The 18,780-nt window shown below is 59.5% G+C and carries 16 protein-coding genes, 1 pseudogene and 1 riboswitch; of the genes and pseudogenes, 5 read left to right on the top strand and 12 right to left on the bottom strand.

Features of this window, described 5'->3' with window-relative positions; genetic code table 11:
- Window positions 1–365: pseudogene (locus CW267_RS01405) on the top strand (pyrroloquinoline quinone biosynthesis protein PqqF); the annotation flags it as partial.
- Here CW267_RS01405 and CW267_RS01400 read toward each other — a convergent pair.
- The 3 genes from CW267_RS01400 to CW267_RS01390 form a co-directional block, all read right to left on the bottom strand.
- Window positions 349–1,098 (bottom strand): glutamine amidotransferase, encoded by a 750-nt coding sequence (locus CW267_RS01400; RefSeq protein ID WP_023322675.1) that lies wholly within the window; start codon window positions 1,096–1,098, stop codon window positions 349–351. The pseudogene CW267_RS01405 and the gene CW267_RS01400 overlap by 17 nt on opposite strands.
- A 111-nt stretch (window positions 1,099–1,209) precedes the next feature.
- Window positions 1,210–3,120: a penicillin-binding protein 2 gene (gene mrdA, locus CW267_RS01395; RefSeq protein WP_012541633.1), complete on the bottom strand. Its 1,911-nt coding sequence runs from the start codon at window positions 3,118–3,120 to the stop codon at window positions 1,210–1,212.
- Between the two features lie 221 nt (window positions 3,121–3,341).
- Window positions 3,342–3,974, bottom strand: coding sequence for a LysE family translocator (locus CW267_RS01390; RefSeq protein ID WP_004898401.1), 633 nt, complete (start codon window positions 3,972–3,974; stop codon window positions 3,342–3,344).
- 17 nt (window positions 3,975–3,991) lie between these two features.
- A riboswitch (ZMP/ZTP riboswitch) is annotated at window positions 3,992–4,071 on the bottom strand.
- Between the two features lie 341 nt (window positions 4,072–4,412).
- Between CW267_RS01390 and katG the strand changes: the two genes are divergently transcribed.
- Window positions 4,413–6,590, top strand: coding sequence for a catalase/peroxidase HPI (katG, locus tag CW267_RS01385; RefSeq protein ID WP_012541632.1), 2,178 nt, complete (start codon window positions 4,413–4,415; stop codon window positions 6,588–6,590).
- Window positions 6,591–6,624: 34 nt separating this feature from the next.
- On the opposite strand, the gene zapE is transcribed toward katG, so the two are convergent.
- Window positions 6,625–7,686, bottom strand: a complete 1,062-nt coding sequence (gene zapE / locus CW267_RS01380) for a cell division protein ZapE (RefSeq protein ID WP_373876162.1) — start codon at window positions 7,684–7,686, stop codon at window positions 6,625–6,627.
- 262 nt (window positions 7,687–7,948) lie between these two features.
- Here zapE and CW267_RS01375 point away from each other — a divergent pair, with 262 nt between their 5' ends.
- Window positions 7,949–9,355, top strand: coding sequence for an MFS transporter (locus CW267_RS01375; protein WP_032754473.1), 1,407 nt, complete (start codon window positions 7,949–7,951; stop codon window positions 9,353–9,355).
- 20 nt (window positions 9,356–9,375) lie between these two features.
- Here CW267_RS01375 and CW267_RS01370 read toward each other — a convergent pair whose 3' ends face one another.
- From CW267_RS01370 to CW267_RS01355, 4 genes are all read right to left on the bottom strand, one after another.
- The gene (locus CW267_RS01370; protein WP_008804771.1) at window positions 9,376–10,257 is read right to left on the bottom strand and encodes a LysR family transcriptional regulator; all 882 of its coding nucleotides are present in this window, start codon (window positions 10,255–10,257) and stop codon (window positions 9,376–9,378) included.
- Between the two features lie 149 nt (window positions 10,258–10,406).
- Window positions 10,407–12,707: an FdhF/YdeP family oxidoreductase gene (locus tag CW267_RS01365; RefSeq protein ID WP_038422604.1), complete on the bottom strand. Its 2,301-nt coding sequence runs from the start codon at window positions 12,705–12,707 to the stop codon at window positions 10,407–10,409.
- A gap of 321 nt (window positions 12,708–13,028) precedes the next feature.
- Window positions 13,029–13,946, bottom strand: coding sequence for a bestrophin family protein (locus CW267_RS01360; protein WP_012968132.1), 918 nt, complete (start codon window positions 13,944–13,946; stop codon window positions 13,029–13,031).
- A gap of 231 nt (window positions 13,947–14,177) precedes the next feature.
- On the bottom strand, window positions 14,178–15,131 hold the full coding sequence (locus CW267_RS01355) for a cation diffusion facilitator family transporter (RefSeq protein WP_082227997.1): 954 nt from the start codon (window positions 15,129–15,131) through the stop codon (window positions 14,178–14,180).
- A gap of 220 nt (window positions 15,132–15,351) precedes the next feature.
- Between CW267_RS01355 and CW267_RS01345 the strand changes: the two genes are divergently transcribed.
- Window positions 15,352–16,038 (top strand): ABC transporter substrate-binding protein, encoded by a 687-nt coding sequence (locus CW267_RS01345; protein ID WP_008804767.1) that lies wholly within the window; start codon window positions 15,352–15,354, stop codon window positions 16,036–16,038.
- A 3-nt stretch (window positions 16,039–16,041) separates the two neighbouring features.
- On the opposite strand, the gene CW267_RS01340 is transcribed toward CW267_RS01345, so the two are convergent.
- The 4 genes from CW267_RS01340 to CW267_RS01330 form a co-directional block, all read right to left on the bottom strand.
- On the bottom strand, window positions 16,042–16,911 hold the full coding sequence (locus CW267_RS01340; protein WP_012968130.1) for an oxygenase MpaB family protein: 870 nt from the start codon (window positions 16,909–16,911) through the stop codon (window positions 16,042–16,044).
- 103 nt (window positions 16,912–17,014) lie between these two features.
- Window positions 17,015–17,446, bottom strand: a complete 432-nt coding sequence (locus CW267_RS01335) for an OsmC family protein (protein ID WP_008804765.1) — start codon at window positions 17,444–17,446, stop codon at window positions 17,015–17,017.
- Window positions 17,447–17,559: 113 nt separating this feature from the next.
- Complete coding sequence (locus CW267_RS30265; RefSeq protein WP_012541624.1) at window positions 17,560–17,706, bottom strand: hypothetical protein; 147 nt, start codon at window positions 17,704–17,706, stop codon at window positions 17,560–17,562.
- 15 nt (window positions 17,707–17,721) lie between these two features.
- Window positions 17,722–18,126, bottom strand: a complete 405-nt coding sequence (locus CW267_RS01330) for a YdeI family stress tolerance OB fold protein (RefSeq protein ID WP_008804764.1) — start codon at window positions 18,124–18,126, stop codon at window positions 17,722–17,724.
- Between the two features lie 145 nt (window positions 18,127–18,271).
- On the opposite strand from CW267_RS01330, the gene CW267_RS01325 reads away from it, so the two are divergent.
- Entirely contained in the window at window positions 18,272–18,775 is a 504-nt protein-coding gene (locus CW267_RS01325; RefSeq protein ID WP_008804763.1) for a hypothetical protein, read from the top strand.
- The last annotated feature ends 5 nt before the right edge of the window (window positions 18,776–18,780 follow it).

The following is an 18,780-nucleotide window of genomic DNA, read 5'->3' as shown; positions in this document are numbered from 1 at the left end:
AGATAGGCTATGTGGTGAGCTGCCGCTATCAGCGCGTTGCCGATCGCGATGGGCTGCTGATGGCGCTCCAGTCCCCGGAACGCCGCCCCGGGGAGCTACTCCGCTGCTGTAAAACCTTTCTGCGCCAGCTGGACCCCATGGATGAGGCGACCTTCAGGTTGTTACAGCAGCAGCTGGCCGCTCAGGCTCGCACCCGGGTACCGCCGAAGGTGCGCGCCCTGGACGCGCTGCGCCAGGAGTATAACTTGCCGGGGGTGACGCCGCAGGCGGCTGACGCGCTGCGCGTTGAAGAGGTGGTCGCCCTGTGGCGTGAGATGACCCGCCGGCGTCGCCGCTGGCGAGTGCTGTTCACGACAGGGAGTTAATGGCCGGGGCATCCGGGGTCAGAAAGTCGCTGACGAAGCGGGTGAGGATCGCCGCGGCCTGCGGGCTCTCCTGGACCTCGTCGTGTAACTGTTGTGGGTCGATGCCTTCCGCCTGCAGCACCGCCTCCCGGTAGCGGATCAGCGAGCGGGCAATCGGCGCGGTGAATTCCGGGTGAAACTGCGTGGAGACCGCCTGCGGCCCGTAGCGCACAATCTGGTGGGGATCGTGGGAGGATGCGGCCAGCACGGTAGCCCCCTCCGGCAAACGGGTCACGGTTTGCAAATGGCTCAAATGCGCGGGGAATGTCGCTGGCAGGCCGCTCAGCAGCGGGTCATCTACACCCCACGGCGAAAGCGCAATCGTTTTGCTGCCGCTTTCCCGCCCGGCAGGATGGTAAGCCACCTCACCGCCCAGCGCATGGGCCATCAGTTGATGACCATAGCAGACGCCGAACAGCGGCATGCCGATAGCCACCGCCTGACGGATCCAGTCGGCGGTCCGTTCGCTCCATGCCAGCCGATCGGTGACCATCGCCCACGAACCGGTCAGTATCGCCACGGTCTGGTTATCCGGCGCCGGCAGCGGTTCATCTTCAAACACCCGCACCGCGGTCAGCTGCGCCTGCCACGGCGCCAGCAGCGTGCGAAACCAGTGCGGCAGATCGCCATGCGCCTGGCGGATGGCCGTCGGCGGCGTGCCGGTCTGAACCAGCAATAATCGGTTACGTGTCACCCTTCCTCCTCGCTCCGGGTCATGTTCCTGCCATCACTATGCCGCCCGGAAAGCCGCGGGACAAATAACCAATATCTATGAACGATGCGCGTCCGGAATAAGTCCAGCCGCTTACTGGGCATCGGCGCTGTCACGCTGCGGCACGTCAGCCGCCGCGGATGACGCCTGCTGCGGAACAAAGATGTGGTCCAGAATGGCGCGCGCCGTCGGTCCGGCCACCACCCCATCCCCGCCGCCGTTCTCCAGGATCAGCGCCATCGCCACCTTCGGATGCTGATAAGGGGCAAACAGGGTATAGAAGATATGGTCGCGCAGACGCACCGGGATCATTTTGGCGTTATAGGTCTGGTTTTGCTTCAGGCTGAACACCTGCGAGGTGCCGGACTTCGCCGCGATCTGGTACGGCGCGGTATGGAACAGCTTGTAGCCGGTGCCGTTGGGCAGATTCGCCATCCCATACATGCCGTTGCGCACAATGCCCCAGTACGGCGATTTCGGATCGCCCACCTGCGGCAGGTTCGCCGGCTGCTGATAACGTTCCACATGGTTGCCCTGCTTCATCGAATAGAGCAGATGCGGATCCTGCACCTTGCCATTGTTCAGCAGGGTGGTGAGCGCCTTCACCATCTGAATTGGCGTGGCGATCCAGTACCCCTGGCCGATGCCGACCGAGATGGTGTCCCCCTGATACCAGGGCTTTTTATGCACCCGCTGTTTCCACTCCCGGCTGGGCAGTACGCCGGCATACTCCTCATTAAGGTCGATGCCGGTGGACTGGCCGTAACCAAACTTGCTCAGCCACTCATGGATCCGGTCAATGCCCATCTCGAAAGCGACCTGATAGAAAAAGGTGTCAGCCGACTCTTCGATGGCTTTGGTCACGTTGAGCATCCCGTGGCCGGTCTTCAGCCAGTCGCGGTAGCGGCGTTGCGTGCCCGGCAGCGTCCACGTCGGCGCGCCGAAGAAGGTGGTGTTCGGGGTGATGACCCCTGCGGAGAGCGCCGACAGCGCCATATAGGGCTTCACCGTCGAGGCCGGGGGATACAGCCCCTGAGTAACACGGTTGATCAGCGGCCGGTCCGGATTATCGAGCAGCGATTTATAGGCCTGATAGCCGATGCCTTTGACGAACGGATTAGGATCGTAGCTGGGGCTGGAGACCATCGCCAGCACGCCGCCATCCCGGGGATCGACCACCACCACCGCCGCGCGCTGCCCCTTCAGCACCGACTCAATATACTGCTGCAGGTGCAGGTCGAGGGTCAGATAGAGGTTTTTCCCGGCCACCGGCGGTACCTCTTTCAGCAGACGCACCACCCGGCCGTGGTTATCGACCTCCACTTCCTGATAACCAGTGGTGCCGTGGAGCGCTTTTTCGTAATAGCCCTCGATCCCCTGCTTGCCGATATTGTGGTCGGCAGCATAGTTCTCCTCTTCGCCGTCTTTCGCCAGCCGCTGCAGGTCGTTGTCGTTAATTTTCGACACATAGCCCACCACGTGCGCCAGCTCGGCGCCGTACGGGTATTCGCGCTGCTGATAGCTCTCCACCGTCACGCCGGGGAAACGGAATTCGTTAACCGCGAAGCGCGCCACCTCCACGTCGCTGAGGTCGGACTTCAGCGTCACCGCTTTATAGCGGCTGTTGTGGTGCATATCGTCGCGGAAGCTGGCGATGTCATCCGGCGTCAGGTCGACGATCGGCGTCAGGCTTTGCAGCAGCGCGGTCATATCGGGAATTTTGCTCGGGATCACCTGCAGGCGATACAGGGTAATGTTCTGCACCAGCGGAATGCCATTGCGATCGAATATCAGCCCGCGGCTGGGGGCAATGGGCAGCATCTTAATGTCGTTCTGGTTCGATCGGGTCTGGTAGAAATCATGCTGCTCCACCTGCAGATGGTAGAGGTTGACGATCAGCACGCCAAAGCAGACCACCACCAGCAGAAAAGCAATTGCGGCCCGGCGGATAAACAGCATCTCTTCCGCGGAGTGGTCGCGAATTTCATCTCTCAAAAGGGGCATTAGCGGTACATCACCTGAATCACAAGAAAAGCCAACAGCGTAACGGCCGGGAAGCATAGCCTTATCGCGGCGCCAGCCCTACTGAAAGGTTGCTAATGATCTGGCAGAAATGTTTCAGCATGTTAGAGCGTGGGAAGCCTTTCTGTGCAGGAGAAAGGCATCAGAGTGCGAGGTTAGCCAGCAACGGGGACGGCTGGCATCTGTTTACATGATCAACCCGCTTATTTTCTGGCCTCAAAAGCGATCTTAACCGCCATTCCCGCCAGTACCGTCGCCATCAGCCAGCGTTGAAATTGTTGCCAGCCCGGCCGCCGACCAAGAAATAACGCCACCTGCCCGGCCAGCAAGATAATCATGCCGTTCACCGCCACGCTGATGATCACCTGGGTACAGCCTAATATTAACGACTGACTGAGCACGCTGCCGAGTCCGGGAGTGATAAACTGCGGCAGCAGGGACAGATACAGGATGGCAACTTTGGGGTTCGCCAGGCTGGTGAGGAATCCCATCAGAAACAGCTTACGCCCACTGTCCGCGGGTAAGTCGCGCACCGCAAATATCGGCCGCCCTCCCGGTTTGATCGCCTGCCACGCCAGATAGAGCAAATAAGCGACCCCGCATAAACGCAAGGCATCGTAGGCGTATGGAACCGCGAAAACCAACGCGGTGATGCCGAAAGCGGCACACAACATATAGAAGAAAAATCCCACGGCCACGCCGGCAAGGGAGATAAAGCCAGCGCGTTTTCCCTGGCAAATCGAACGCGAAGTGAGATACATCATGTTGGGGCCTGGGGTTAACACCAACCCCAGCGCCACCGCGGCAAAGGCCATTAATGAAGCGAATTCAGGCATAACTTATCTCCAGCTATCGGTAATGCCCAGGCGCGCGGCGACGTCGACCATGCTCCCCGACAGTATTCTGTCTTCAGCGCCAGTCACATGGTGCCTAAGTATTAGCTTATTCTGTGTCCGCCAACAACCCCCGTACCGAACATTCGTTACGCTCGCGCAACGGACAGCCCTCATCCTTTTCTCGCAGGAAAATTGTCATATCTCAAACAATTAGCAATCCGGCTCCCTGATTGACGCAGATCGTTTCCTTTGCCGTCTCGTTACGTCTATGGTTAATGGTGAGGTTTATACTAACCGCCAGGTCCACCTGGTCATATAAGGGGATGTTTACCCTTCGTTGAACGGAATTAGCTATTAAATCTGTAGACTCATTCAAATATCGCTTATTGGTAGCAGTGTATATCGTAATGGCATTCACAAAAGCAAACGGAGCCTGATATGAGCACGTCTAACGACCCATCCAACAACGCATCCGCCGGAAAGTGCCCTTTCCACGCCGAGACGCCAAAACAGAGCGCCGGCAGCGGCACCGGCAACCGCGACTGGTGGCCTAACCAGCTGCGTGTCGATCTGCTGAACCAGCACTCCAGTCGTTCCAACCCGTTGGGTGAGGATTTTAACTACAGGGAAGAGTTTAAAAAGCTCGACTACTCCGCGCTGAAAGCTGACCTCAGAGCGTTGCTGACCGACTCGCAAGAGTGGTGGCCGGCAGACTGGGGTAGCTATATTGGCTTGTTTATTCGCATGGCCTGGCACGGCGCCGGCACCTACCGCACCGTTGACGGTCGCGGCGGCGCAGGCCGTGGGCAGCAGCGCTTTGCGCCGTTGAACTCCTGGCCAGACAACGTCAGTCTCGATAAAGCCCGTCGTCTGCTGTGGCCAGTAAAACAGAAATATGGCCAGAAAATATCCTGGGCCGACCTTTACATGCTGGCGGGTAACGTCGCTCTGGAAAACGCCGGCTTCCGCACCTTTGGCTTTGGCGCCGGTCGTGAAGATGTCTGGGAACCGGATCTGGACGTCGACTGGGGCGATGAGAAAGAGTGGCTGGCCCACCGTCACCCGGAAAGTCTGGCCAAACAGGCCATCGGCGCCACCGAAATGGGGCTAATCTACGTCAACCCGGAAGGACCGAACGCCAGCGGCGAGCCGTTGTCCGCCGCGGCAGCCATTCGCGCCACCTTCGGCAATATGGCGATGGACGATGAAGAGATTGTCGCCCTGATCGCCGGCGGCCACACGCTGGGTAAAACCCACGGCGCCGCCGAAACCAGCCACGTCGGCGCCGAGCCGGAAGCCGCCCCGCTGGAAGCGCAGGGTCTGGGCTGGCACTCCAGCTACGGCAGCGGCGCAGGTGCGGATGCCATCACCTCCGGTCTGGAAGTGGTCTGGACGCAGACGCCCACCCAGTGGAGCAACTACTTCTTCGAGAACCTGTTTAAATATGAATGGGTGCAGACCCGCAGCCCGGCTGGCGCTATCCAGTTCGAAGCCAAAGATGCGCCGGAAATTATCCCGGATCCGTTTAATCCGGGGAAAAAGCGCAAACCGACCATGCTGGTCACCGACCTGACCCTGCGCTTCGACCCGGAGTTTGAAAAGATCTCCCGCCGCTTCCTCAACGATCCGCAGGCCTTTAACGAGGCGTTTGCCCGGGCGTGGTTCAAGCTGACCCACCGGGATATGGGGCCAAAATCCCGTTACCTCGGTCCGGAAGTGCCGAAAGAAGATCTGATTTGGCAGGATCCGCTGCCGGCAGCGACTCATCAGCCGAGCGCTGAGGATATCGCCAGCCTGAAAACCGCCATCGCCGGCGCCGGCCTGTCGGTGAGTGAGCTGGTCTCGGTCGCCTGGGCTTCCGCCTCCACCTTCCGCGGCGGCGATAAGCGCGGCGGCGCCAACGGCGCACGCCTGGCCCTCGCTCCGCAGAAAGACTGGCCGGTCAATGCTATCGCCAGCCGGGTGCTGCCGACTCTGCAGGCGATCCAGCGCGCCTCCGGCAAAGCGTCGTTAGCCGATATCATCGTGCTGGCTGGCGTGGTCGGCGTTGAGCAGGCGGCCGCTGCCGCCGGCGTCAGCGTTAACGTGCCGTTTACCCCAGGCCGCGTCGACGCCCTGCCTGAGCAGACCGACGTCGAGTCGTTTGACCTGCTGCAGCCGCTGGCGGATGGCTTCCGCAACTATCGCCGTATCGAAGGCGGTGTCTCGACGGAAACGCTGCTGATCGATAAAGCCCAGCAGCTCACGCTAACCGCCCCGGAAATGACAGTGCTGGTCGGTGGCTTGCGCGTACTGGGCGCGAACTACGACGGCAGCAAACACGGGGTGTTCACCGACCGCGTCGGCGTGCTCAGCAATGATTTCTTCGTCAACCTGCTGGATATGGCCACCGTCTGGAAAGCGGCCGATGACCACGCGGAGCTGTTTACCGGCAGCGACCGTAAAACCGGCGAGGCGAAGTACAGCGCCACCCGCGTGGATCTGGTGTTTGGCTCCAACTCTGTACTGCGCGCGCTGGCGGAAGTGTATGCCTGCGCCGACGGGCAGCAGAAGCTGGTGCATGACTTCGTCGCCGCCTGGACTAAGGTGATGAATCTCGACCGCTTCGACCTGTAATCCCCCCGCCCCGGCAGCCGCCGGGGCGTTTCTCTCACACCGCCCGCGGCAACTGTTGCAGGCGACTCCGCGTACGCTGAATATCCTCCAGTTCCACCCCGGCCACCAGTGTCTCCAGATCGCAGCAGGTTACCAGCAGCAGGCGGATCTGCTTTTCATACAGCACATCAATCACGTTGATAAAGCGCTGCTGGGCCGCCGGCCCCACCGTAGCCAGCGGCGGCACTTCATCCAGTAACCAAACCGTATAGCTTTCGCTGAGCGTCAGATAGTCCATCACCGCCGTGGCGGCCTGACAGAGCTGGGCAAAGGTGAAGTGGAGCAGAGTGGATGACGCCGTGGCAGCCAGCAGGGTGCGATAACCTACCGTCAGCGAAACCGGTTCGGCAGGTAACGACGGCAGGTCATACAGCTGACGCTGTTGTGTATTCGGATTAACCCACATCCGCCCGCTGCAGAAGGCATTATCGACGCTCAGATGACGCTGGCGATAATCCTCCTCACCGTTCAGCGCGACGACCGCCAGGTGGGCGCGGATCAGCGCGATCGACGGTAAAAAGCGATCGTGATACAGCGGATTGGGCAGCAGCATCTCCGGCGGATAGTTTGACGTCGCCAACAGCACAATACCGCGCTGAAAGAGATGCTCCAGTAAGACCTTGATCAGCATCGCGTCGCCAGGGTCGTGAAGATGAAATTCGTCGAAGCACAGCAGGCGACAGCCGGAAGTCATCTGCCTCATCACCGCCTGCAGGTCGGGCGCGCCGGGAGCATTCAGCCGCTGATGTAGCTCGCGGAAGAAGTGATGAAAATGGACCCGCCGCCGGGCGGCGAGCGGCAGGCTGGCAAAAAAGTGGTCGAGGATATAACTTTTCCCCCGCCCGGTCCGCCCCCAGACGTACAGCCCCTGCGGCGTACCAGCCGCGGACAACAGCTGCTGGCCCAGAGCATCCAGGCGAGCGATCAGCGACAGCTGATCGTCATCGAGCGTCAGACGCGCCCGCGCCGCCTGCTCGGCCATCACACGGGTAAAGCGAAACTCAGTCGCCATCTCTGGCTGATCTGAATACGACGCCATACATCCCTCTTTTAACATTCTTATAACCTCCTGCGAGGAGGCCATTCTAGCCGCTTTCCTGCGGGTTGGCGAATCGCACAACGGGAAATACCGTCCGCGGTGATTTACTTCAATTCTTCGCCTGGCATGCGGCGAAAACTAGCATGAATCTCATTTTTCATGGTGTACCGCGATATCTTGCGCTAAAGATTGCAGCTAACGCGTAGGATTAAAAATATAAAACTATTAACAATCAATTAACATTAGCAGGCAAACCATTCATCCTGAGGAATACAACACCATGTCTACCACCCAGGTTCTCGGCGGCGCGCCTTATGCCTCGCCAGGACAACCGCACGCCAGCTTAACCGGACGCATTGATGCGCTGCCCGCCTCCTTCGGTTTATGGTCGTTTATCACCCTGCTCTCCCTCGGTGGCTTCTTCGAGCTCTACGACCTGTTCCAGACCGGGTATATCAGCGCAGGGCTGCTGGCCGACGGGATTTTCCACACCGGGCAGGCGGGGATATTCGGGATTGCCGATCAGGCGGCTTTTGCCTCCGCCACCTTTATGGGGCTGTTTATTGGCGCCAGTCTGTTGGCGCCGCTGGCGGACAGGCTGGGGCGACGTCTGACGTTTATGGTGGCGCTCGCCTGGTACGGCCTCTTTTCGCTGCTGATGGCGACGCAGAGCAGCGCGGAAGGGGTGATCTTTTTCCGCTTTCTGGTGGGGATCGGCCTCGGTATTGAGCTGGTGACCATTGACACCTATCTCAGCGAATGGATGCCAACCCATCTGCGCAATAAAGCGTTTGCTTTCGCTTTCTTCATCCAGTTCCTGTCGGTTCCGGCGGTGGCGCTGATGTCCTGGATGCTGGTGCCAACCACCCTCTTCGGCCTCAGCGGCTGGCGCTGGGTGATCATCTTTGGCGCGCTGTTCTCGCTGGCGATCTGGTTTATCCGCAAAAAGCTGCCGGAGTCAGCGCGCTGGCTGGAAAGCAAAGGGCGGCATGATGACGCGCATGCGGTGATGAGTGAGATGGAAGCCCGCTGTGGCCTGACGCCGTCGCCGAAGCATGCGCATGCGGCACAGAGCGTCGTCAAACGCGGCACCTTCCGCGAAATCTGGGCGCCGCAGTATCGGCAGCGCACCCTGATGCTGATGGTGATGAACTTCTTCCAGGCGATCGGCTTCTTCGGCTTTGGCAACTGGCTGCCGGCGCTGCTCTCCGGTCAGGGGGCCAGCATCACTCACAGTCTGCTGTACGCCTTCTTTATCACCCTCGCCTATCCGCTGGGCTGCCTGTTCTGCACCCGCTTCGTGCATCGCTTTGAGAACAAGTGGCAAATTGTCCTCTCCGCGCTGATGACTGTCATCTTCGGGACCCTGTTCGCCCTGCAAAACAGCCCGATTCTGCTGGTGATCTGCGGGTTTATGATCACCTGGTCCAACGCCTGGCTGACCATCAGCTACCACGCCTACCAGGCCGAGGTCTTCCCGACCCATATTCGCGCCCGCGCCGTCGGCTTCTGCTACTCGTTCAGCCGGCTCTCCACCGCGGTGACCAGCATCCTGATCGGCATTATTCTGCAATACGCCGGCACGCCGGGGGTGATTAGCTTTATCGTCGTCAGTATGCTGATGGTGATGCTGTCGGTAGGGATCTTCGGCCCCAGAACGCGGGGCATTCGACTGGAGAATATCTGAGGTTGTCGCAGGGACTGGCCTCAGCCAAAAATCCCCTGCGCCTCGGCGAAGCATTTTTCCGCCAGGGTTGATACCGGCTCCTGCTGGCGCATAATGAGCGCCAGCTGTGAATCGACCTGGGTTTCGGCGATCGGCAGAATTTCAAGATTATCGCTCAGCGCTTCGAGGCCGTTGTTGAGCGGCATAATCGCGCAGCAGATCCCCGCCTGCACCGCCTGGATAATCTGAAACGTCGAATCGCTTTCAAAAACATACTTCGGCGTTAGCCCTTTAGCCTTAAAGCTGATTTCAATGGATTCCCGGTAGTACATTCCCTTGGTCAGAAAACCGAGGGGCAACGTCGCCAGCGCCTCCCACCCCGGCGTCCCACCGCTGAAGTCGAAATGGCGTTTATCATGCAGGAGCCCCATCCGGGTTTGCGGCAACCGGGCGACCTTAAACAGGCGCTGGTCCAGATGCTGCAGATAGCAAATGCCCAGATCCAACTGGTTACGGCTGACGCCATCGATAATCTGCTCCGAGGTCATCGACAGCAGGCTGAACTGCAGCGCCGGGTATTTCTCCGCCAGCGGTTTAATCAGCTGCATCGGGTTCAGGCTCGCCAGCGGCACCATGCCGACCCGCAGCTGACCGACCATCTGCCCGCGACAGATCGCCGCCTCTGCCGCCAGACCATCATGGGCAGCCAGCACCGCCCGCGCCCAGGCCAGGATCCGCTCACCTTCCGGGGTAAACCCCTCAAAGCGCTGGCCGCGCTGAATAAGCGTCAGGTTCAGCTCCTCTTCCAGATTACGAATGCGCATGGAGAGGGTCGGCTGAGTAATATGGCAGGCCGCCGCCGCCTGGCCAAAATGGCGCGTCTGATCGAGCGCGATCAAATACTTGAGTTGCTTAATATCCATTCTCTTTCCCGTTTGAACCCCGCCGTTCACCCCCGGGGCCGCGCACAGGTTACCAGAATGTTAGTTTCACTAGCGATAAATTCAAGCGAGGATATCACGAGGGGCTGCGGGGCGCAGGACGGCGCGATGCCGTCCTGCGCCCCGCTTTTTTAGCGTACGCCGGCCAGCGGACGGATCTCTTTCGAGCGCAGCGTCAGACGAACGGGAACCGACTTATACGAAGGGGTGCCGCTCTCTTCATCCAGATAGTTCAGCGGCACCAGCACGTTGGCTTCCGGATAATAGGCCCCGACGGTACCGGGCGCGATGCCGTAGGCTACCACCGTGATATCTTCCAGCGTCAGCTCGCTGTCTGGCAGCGCGGTATGAATATCTACCCGATCGCCATGTTCCAGCCCCTGGGCAGCCATGTCCTGTTCATTCATAAACAGCACGTCGCGGCGGCCAAAAACACCGCGGTAGCGGTCATCCATCGCGTAGATGGTGGTGTTGTACTGATCATGACTGCGCAGCGTCACTAAGCGCATCACATCTTCGCCCTCCACCACCACGTTCTCATGCACCCCTTTGAAGACCGAGAACATCGCTTTACCGGTGGCCGTTGGCCAGATGCGCTCGGTCGGCGGTAGCGGCATGCGGAAGCCCCCGGGATGACGAATACGCTGGTTATACTCCTCGAACCCCGGAATGGTCTGTTCGATCAGATCGCGAATGCGGTCGTAATCTTCCACCAGATACAGCCAGTCCACTTTGCTGGCCGGCAGAGTGGCCTTCGCCAGACCAGCGACAATCGCCGGCTCCGAGCGCAACGTCGGCGAGGCGGGCTTAAGCTTGCCTGACGACGCATGCACCATCGACATCGAATCCTCGACAGTGATCGACTGCCGGCCGCTGGCCTGCAGGTCAAGCTCGGTGCGGCCCAGACACGGCAGAATAAAGGTCTCTTTCGCCGTCAGCAGGTGCGAGCGGTTGAGCTTGGTGCCGACGTGAACGCTGAGCTCAAGGCCGCGCATCGCCGGGAAGGCGCGTTCGTGATCCGGCATCGCCACAGCGAAGTTGCCCCCGAGGCAAATCAGGGCTTTGGCGTCGCCGGCGATCATGGCCTCCAGGGCCTTCACCGCATCGTGACCATGATGCCGCGGCGGCGTAATCCCCATCACCCGCTGCAGGCTGTCGAGGAAGGCCGCGGAGGGTTTTTCACTGATCCCGACGGTGCGGTTTCCCTGCACGTTTGAGTGGCCGCGCAGCGGACAGATGCCAGCGCCCGGCTTGCCGATGTTGCCGCGCATCAGCAGCAGGTCGGCAATCAGACGGACGTTGGAAGTGCCTTTATTATGCTGGGTAATACCCATGCCGTAGGTGACGATGGTGGCCCTGGATTTGGCGTAAGCCACGGCGACCTGGGTCAGGGATTCGCGCGTCAGGCCGGACTCCTGTTCGATATCCTGCCAGCGGGTGGCATGCAGATCCTCGGCGAAGGCAGAGAATCCCTGGGTATGCTGGGTAATAAACGCGTGGTCGAGCACATTGCCCTGCTCCTCCTCCAGCTGCAGCAGCGCTTTGGCGATCCCTTTCAGCGCCGCCGCGTCACCGCCGGCCCGCACCTGGTAGTAGGTCGAAGCGATCGGCGTCGAGCGCCGGGTCGCCATCTCCATCACGTTCTGCGGGTCGGCAAAACGCTCCAGCGCCCGCTCACGCAGCGGATTGAAAACGATAATCGGCACGCCGCGGCGGGAAAGCTCATGCAGGGTGCCCATCATCCGTGGGTGGTTGGTGCCCGGATTATGGCCGATGGAGATCACCAGCTCGGTCTGGTCAAAATCGTCGAGGGAGACGGTGCCTTTGCCAATCCCGATCGACTGCGGCAGGCCCACGCTGGTGGATTCGTGGCACATGTTGGAGCAGTCGGGGAAGTTGTTGGTGCCATACTCGCGGGCGTACAGCTGGAACAGCCACGCTGCCTCATTGGACGCCCGGCCAGAGGTATAGAACTCGACCTCATCAGGCTGCAGGCCGCGAAGGATCTCGCCGATGCGGGAGAAGGCCTGCTCCCACGCCACCGGACGCAGAGTATCGCTGGCGCGGTCGTAGACTAAAGGATGCGTTAAGCGGCCATAGCCCTCCAGTTCGAAATCGCTCTTCGCCAGCAGGGAGGTCACGGTGTTGGCCGCGAGGAACGCGGGCGTCACCCGTTTGGTGGTCGCTTCCCAGGTCACGGCTTTGGCGCCATTTTCGCAAAACTGAAAAGTGGATTTATGCTCTTTATCCGGCCAGGCGCAGCCCGGGCAGTCAAACCCATCCGGCTGGTTAGTTCGCAGCAGCGTGGCGGGCGCTTCGAAAGCATCCATCTGGGTACGCACAGCGATGGCCGTGGCCTTCAGGGCGCCCCACCCGCCTGCCGGGCCATCATAGGGGTGAACACCGGGCACCGCGCGTCTTTTATTGGTCATCTTTTAACTCCTGCTGCTCTGTTCTGGCCGCCGCAGCCTGAAAAAAGGCGTACGACGGCCCCGGGCGACGTGGCGTGGTTAGCACGGCGTCACCTGATTAGGATGCGGTTTCTCAAGGATAGTACGATGGGAAAGCGTAGGTACTGCGTTTGTTAACTGAATAATAACATACACAACAAATCTGTATAATTGATGTTATCTATCAGGTGTTAAATTTAACTTATTTGCAAATTTTCGCGGTTATCGTCGCTGTGCGCTGACGGATAAAAGACCCACGGGAAAGCGATGACCGGGCAGCGGAAACCGCCCGGTGGGTCTGATTCAGGTCAGATTGAAGTAACGGTCCGGACGCAGCGTCTCCGGCAGCGGATGCTGACCGGTCATGTCGAGCAGATTGCGCTCAATGGTATTGCACATGGCGTTCAGCGGCAGATCATTGGCGGCGGTACCGAAAGGATCTTCCAGCTCTTCCGCCAGCGAATCCCACGACAAAAAGGTGTAGGAGATAAACACCGAGACAAACGGCGTCATGTAGTGCAGATCGCCGACCAGCGCGAACGGCAGCAGCGTGCAGAACAGGTACACGGTGCGCTGCAGGATCAGGGTATAGGCGAATGGCACCGGGGTGGTCGCCAGCCTTTCACAACCGCCCAGCACGTGCGCCAGCTCATCGAGTTTGTTGTCCATCAGCCCGTAGGTGATGTCGCTGAGCTTGCCCGCCTCCCGCAGCTGGCCAATTTCGTTGCCGACCAGCAGCAGGATCCGGTTGGTGGGCATTGAGCTGGCGAGGATCTCCGCCACCTTGTCATCCGGCAGCAGCCGCCGCAGGTCAGCCGTCGGATCGGTTTTGCGCAGCTGGTGCTTCAGGCTCCAGCTAAAGGCCACCAGATAGCTGACGATGCGGCGATGGACATCGTGTTCGGCCGGCAGGATATTGCGCAACTGGCGTACCAGCGTACGTTCGGCGATAAGCACCGTCCCCCACAGATTGCGCGCTTCGACGAACCGGCTGTAGCTGGCGCTGTTGCGAAAGCCGAGAAAAATCGCAATCGCAATCCCCAGCAGGCTGAACGGCGCCACCGTTAAGTGGATCCCCAGCTGCTCGTACCATTGATAGCTGATAATGGCGATGATGGACATCAGCACATTAAGCAGCAGACGAAAGATGATTTTCGACAGCACGGAGCCGTGCCAGTCAAATAAGCGAAGAAACCAGTGTTGTTCTGGCCGAATGATCATTGTCTGACTTCCTGAATTACCGCTCTGGTCATTATCTCTGAATAAAGAATAGAGATTATCTATGAACCGATTGGTTTATTTTATCGTTAACTGCGATGGGCAGATCTTCGCCATTATTTAGCGATGGTAATGGCGTTTTTAGTATGTGCTTTTTTTATATTTCAGGCAATCGATGCGCCAGCAATTAAGGCTCAGGGAAAAAATAGCCGCTGAGCCAATAAAATTGTCGTCTTACGGCGCCGGGTGCGCCAGGCCGCTTTCACCGGCCCCGCATAGCGCGCTGGCCGCGTCGCTGGGATCAAGATGCACCATTACGTTAAGCACCGGATGCTGCGCCAGGACCCGCTCCCGCGCCTGACGGGCAATCTGATGTCCCTCGGCTACCGACATCTCTCCCGCCACCTCGAGATGGACATCCACCAGCACCAGATCCCCCGCCTTACGGGTTTTCAAATCGTGCAGACCCGCCACGCCCGGCGTGGCCTGCAGCGTGCGGGCGATCGCCCGCTGCGTCTCTTCATCGACCGCGCGGTCCATTAAATCGTGCAGCGCCGTGGCGGCGAAACGATAGCCCATGCGGGTGATCAGCAGTCCCACCGCCAGCGCGGCAAGCGGGTCGAACCAGGCGAACCCGGCCAGATTACCGATAATCCCCAGCGCCACCACCAGAGATGACGCGGCGTCGGAGCGGGCATGCCAGGCGTTGGCGATGAGCAGCGATGAATTCAGCCGCGTGGCAGCCGCCAGCATATAGCGAAACAACCCCTCCTTGACGGCCAGCGCCACCAGCGCCATCCACAGCGCCACGCTGTGCACCGCCGGAATCGTCTGCGGCTGCGCCAGGTGACCTGCCGCGGACCACAGCATGCCGACCCCGACCAGCACCAGGATCGCGCCGAGGATCAGCGAGGCGCCATTCTCGTAGCGCCAGTGTCCATAGTGGTGATCGTGGTCTGAGGGTCGACGGCTCTTTTTATTCGCCACCAGCACCACCCCATCGGCGACCAGATCGGAAAAAGAGTGCATCCCATCAGCAATCAACCCCTGGGAGCCAGAGAATATTCCCACCACAACCTGAAACACGGAAAGGAAAATATTGACCACCACGCTAATAAGGGTACTCTTTCGCGCCTGCATCGAACGCTCATGATATTTATTATCATTTTCAAAATTATATTGTGTCATTATTTCTCTCCCTTTGTGAGCGGGAAGAATAAACTGACAAACTGAGTTTATGCTTAACAATATAAAAGCCATTGCCTTTCCGTTTAACGATATCGGCGCTGTCGATTATTAATATATTCTGAAAGGGTGGCAGGACAGGTACAACCGCGCGCGGATGGGCTATCTTATGACTGGCCCGGCAGGTCGGGCCACTTTCTCTTCACCACCACAGGAGTCAGCGATGTCAGAGAACACCTCATCCCGGCTGCGTTTTGCCATTAACCTGGGCAACGCGGTCCTGGCCCATCTCGGGGAGACGGGGGAGCCCGCAGGTCTCACCGTCGAGCTTAGCCATCGGCTGGCGACGCGCTGGGGCGTCACCGCCGAGTTCGTCCCCTATCCTGCCGCCGGAAAAGTGGTGGCTGACGCCGGCGGTGATCACTGGGACATTGCGTTTCTGGCCATCGACCCGGCCCGGGAAGCGACCCTGCGTTTTACGCCTCCCTACATCACCATCCAGGGGACCGCGCTGGTGAGAGCCGGTTCGCCCTGCCAGAGCGTGGCCGACATGGATCGCCCGGCAACCACCATTAACGTCGGGCAAAACGCCGCTTACGATCTGTGGTTAACCCGTCATCTGCAGCACGCCAGCCTGAATCGCCTTCCCTCCTCGCAGGAGGCCATCGACGCCTTCCTCGCCGGTGAAGGAGATATGGTCGCCGGTATCCGACAGCCGCTGGAGGCGACAGCCCGTCAGCACGCTGGGGTGCGGGTACTGGCGGATAATTTTACTGAGATCCAGCAGGCCATCTGCGTCGCCCGGGCGGATGTCGCTGGCTTCAACGCGGTGAATGACGCGCTCAGCGAGTGGCGGGCGGATGGCAGCCTGGAGGCACTGATTGCCCGACAGCTGGGCAAGGCGGAGTGACCTTCACTCCACTTGCATCCGGCGCATGGCGCAATGCCAGGCGCCGTTGCGTACCGAGGCACGGAGCACGCGGGCCACGCCATGCACCAGCAGGCGCGTCGTATTCCGCTGCAGCGGCGTGAGCGACAGCCCCAGCATCTCCTGCGCCCATTCCGGCAGCAGATCGATCCCGGCGCGCATCATGACCTGACCCACCGGCTGGCTCAGCCTACCCGGCAGACGAGTAGAGAGCAGCACCTCGGCTACCTCCCGGGTACGTTCGTCACAGCGCAACTGCGGGCGCATCGCCTCGAGATAGTCCGCCACTTCCTGCGGCGTCTGAGGGATGTCCTGGGCCCCCAGCCGACGGGCGATTTCCGCCGACTCGCGGAAATAGTCCTCCTGGCGCTCGGCGCTGACCACTGTCCGCTTGTAGCGCAGGTGGGAGGCCATAAAGCGACTGCACTCGGCGACGTGCACCCAGGTCAACAGCGCCGGATCGCTGGCCTGATAAGGCGTTCCGTCCTTATCCACCCCGCCGATCCGCTGATGGATCCCCTGCACTTTGGCGATGAGCCGCTCGGCGTCGGGGGTAGTGGCAAAGGTGGTGGCGGAAATAAACTGGCTGGTGCGGCGCAGGCGGCCAAAGATGTCCTCACGGAAACGGGAGTGATCCCAGACGCCGGCCAGCGCCAGGGGATGCAGCATCTGCAGCAGCAGCGCGCTGATGCCGCCGCAGAGCATCGAGGTAAAATCGCCGTGTACCTGCCAGATGGCCGACTGCGGACCAAAAAGCCCCGGCTCCCCTTTAGGCTGTTCAAAATCGATCTCTTTTAGCGCCATGCCGGTCAGGCCGAGCACCTGCGCCTCGATCATCCCGCGAATGCCGATCATGATGATGTCCCTTACGTGCAATTAAAGGACAAAAGATACCACTATTGGGCAGCGCAGGGAGAGATATCGGGAAAGGGTGCCCGCTGCGCGCGGGCACGACAGCTTACGGATTCAGCTGGTAGTCGAGAGTGATATTGGCTTTCAGCACCTGCGATACCGGGCAACCGGCCTTCGCTTTCTGAATGATCTCATCGAACGCCGCCGGCGCAACGTCCGGCAGAACAATCTGACTTTGCAGCGCGATGTCGGTTATCGCAAAGCCGCCGTCGGTTTTATTGAGGGTGACCACCGCCGTCGTGTCGATAGACGTTGCGGTATAGCCCTCTTCGCTGAGCATCAGCGACAGGGCCATTGAGAAACAGGCGGCATGCGCGGCGCCAATCAGCTCCTCAGGGTTAGTGCCTTTCACCCCTTCAAAACGGGTGTTAAAGCCGTAGGGCTGCTGGCTCAGCGCCCCGCTCTCTGTCGACACGGTGCCTTTGCCATGTTTCAGATCGCCTTCCCAGTGCGCCAGCCCTTTCTTATGAATCGCCATGTGACTCCTCCTGTGATGATGTCGAACAAAAAGTATAGTGCGTGATGCCGAACCTGCGCCTTTTCTGCGGCCTGGGCATCACTGTGCCCTTAAGGATCTCGTGGTCAGCCTCGCTAACGACCATCGTGTGGCTGATAAGGATCGGTTTTGTCGTCCTTGCTGTCGTCCCGTTTACGCGGCACTTCGCCATGCTCGGCAGGCGCCTCGCGCGCAGGATGTTTTCCGCCCTGCTCACCTTGCGGCTGAGATGTGTTACTCATATCGGCGTTCTCCGCTTACTTAGGCGACTGCTTGAGCAGACGATCGACACGCACCACCGGCGGCGTCATTTTGCGATCGAGGCTACCGTTGATGCTGACCAGATCGTCAGGCTCTACGTGCTGTTCGTTAAACGCGGCGGCCGGAATGATGGCAGTGATGGTGCCGCTTTTATCGCGAAACTGATAGCGGTCATTGTCCTGGCGGGTGAGCACATTACCGCGCAGTGAAATAGTCGCGCCATCGTGCATGGTTTTCGCCTGCTCAACGGTCATGATCCGGCCATCCTCGACGCCGCGATAGCCGTCATCGAGTTTGTGCGGCGGCGGCGGTGCGGCATCCTGACTAAAACCGCCCTTATCGTCCGCCTGTGCAATACCCACGGCGAGTACACAGGCCATAGCGAGCGCTAATTTTTTCATCATCCCTCCGTCATTTTACCGATGATTAGAATAAAGCCTGGCTGAGGCGATTCACTTTTACAAAGTCAATTGTTCTGATATCGACTAATATAAGAATGTCCTTATCGTTACGCTGTTGCCGAAACGAAACGCGGGGAAAATAATAATGATTAAGAATCAACAGGATTGTCCCATCGTTGACGAGAATGAACGAGCACTACGCTTCGAATATCGATTCCGGCGCTATGGGATAATTGTTCTGAGTCTCATCATTCTTACCGCGCTAAGCGGTCTGTGGTCCTCCGGTTATTTCAGTGAAGCGCACCGGGAAAGTGCCGCAGGTGAATTAAGCGTCGATTATCAGCGGTATGCCAGACTGATGAGTGAAACCGAAGTGAATATTCAGATTAAACCCGATGGAGGTAGTGAAAAAATTATCAGCTTCACCGCCCCGTTTTTATCGCGCTACCAGGTCGGTGATATCCGCCCGCAGCCGGATAAAATGTACAGTGCCGAGGGGAAATTATACCTCGTGTATCAGCAAGCGGCCAACCGCTCGCCGATGTCCGTGTGGTTATCCATTACCCCAAAAACAGCCGGCAATATTTCCCTGCAGGCGGCAGTGAACGATCGCGCGCCTGTCACCTGGAACCAGTTTGTCTATCCCTAGGAGTG

The sequence above is a fragment of the Klebsiella sp. X1-16S-Nf21 genome, assembly GCF_002837615.1.
GTDB lineage: Bacteria > Pseudomonadota > Gammaproteobacteria > Enterobacterales > Enterobacteriaceae > Klebsiella > Klebsiella variicola.
This window is presented reverse-complemented; position numbering and strand designations above follow the sequence as displayed.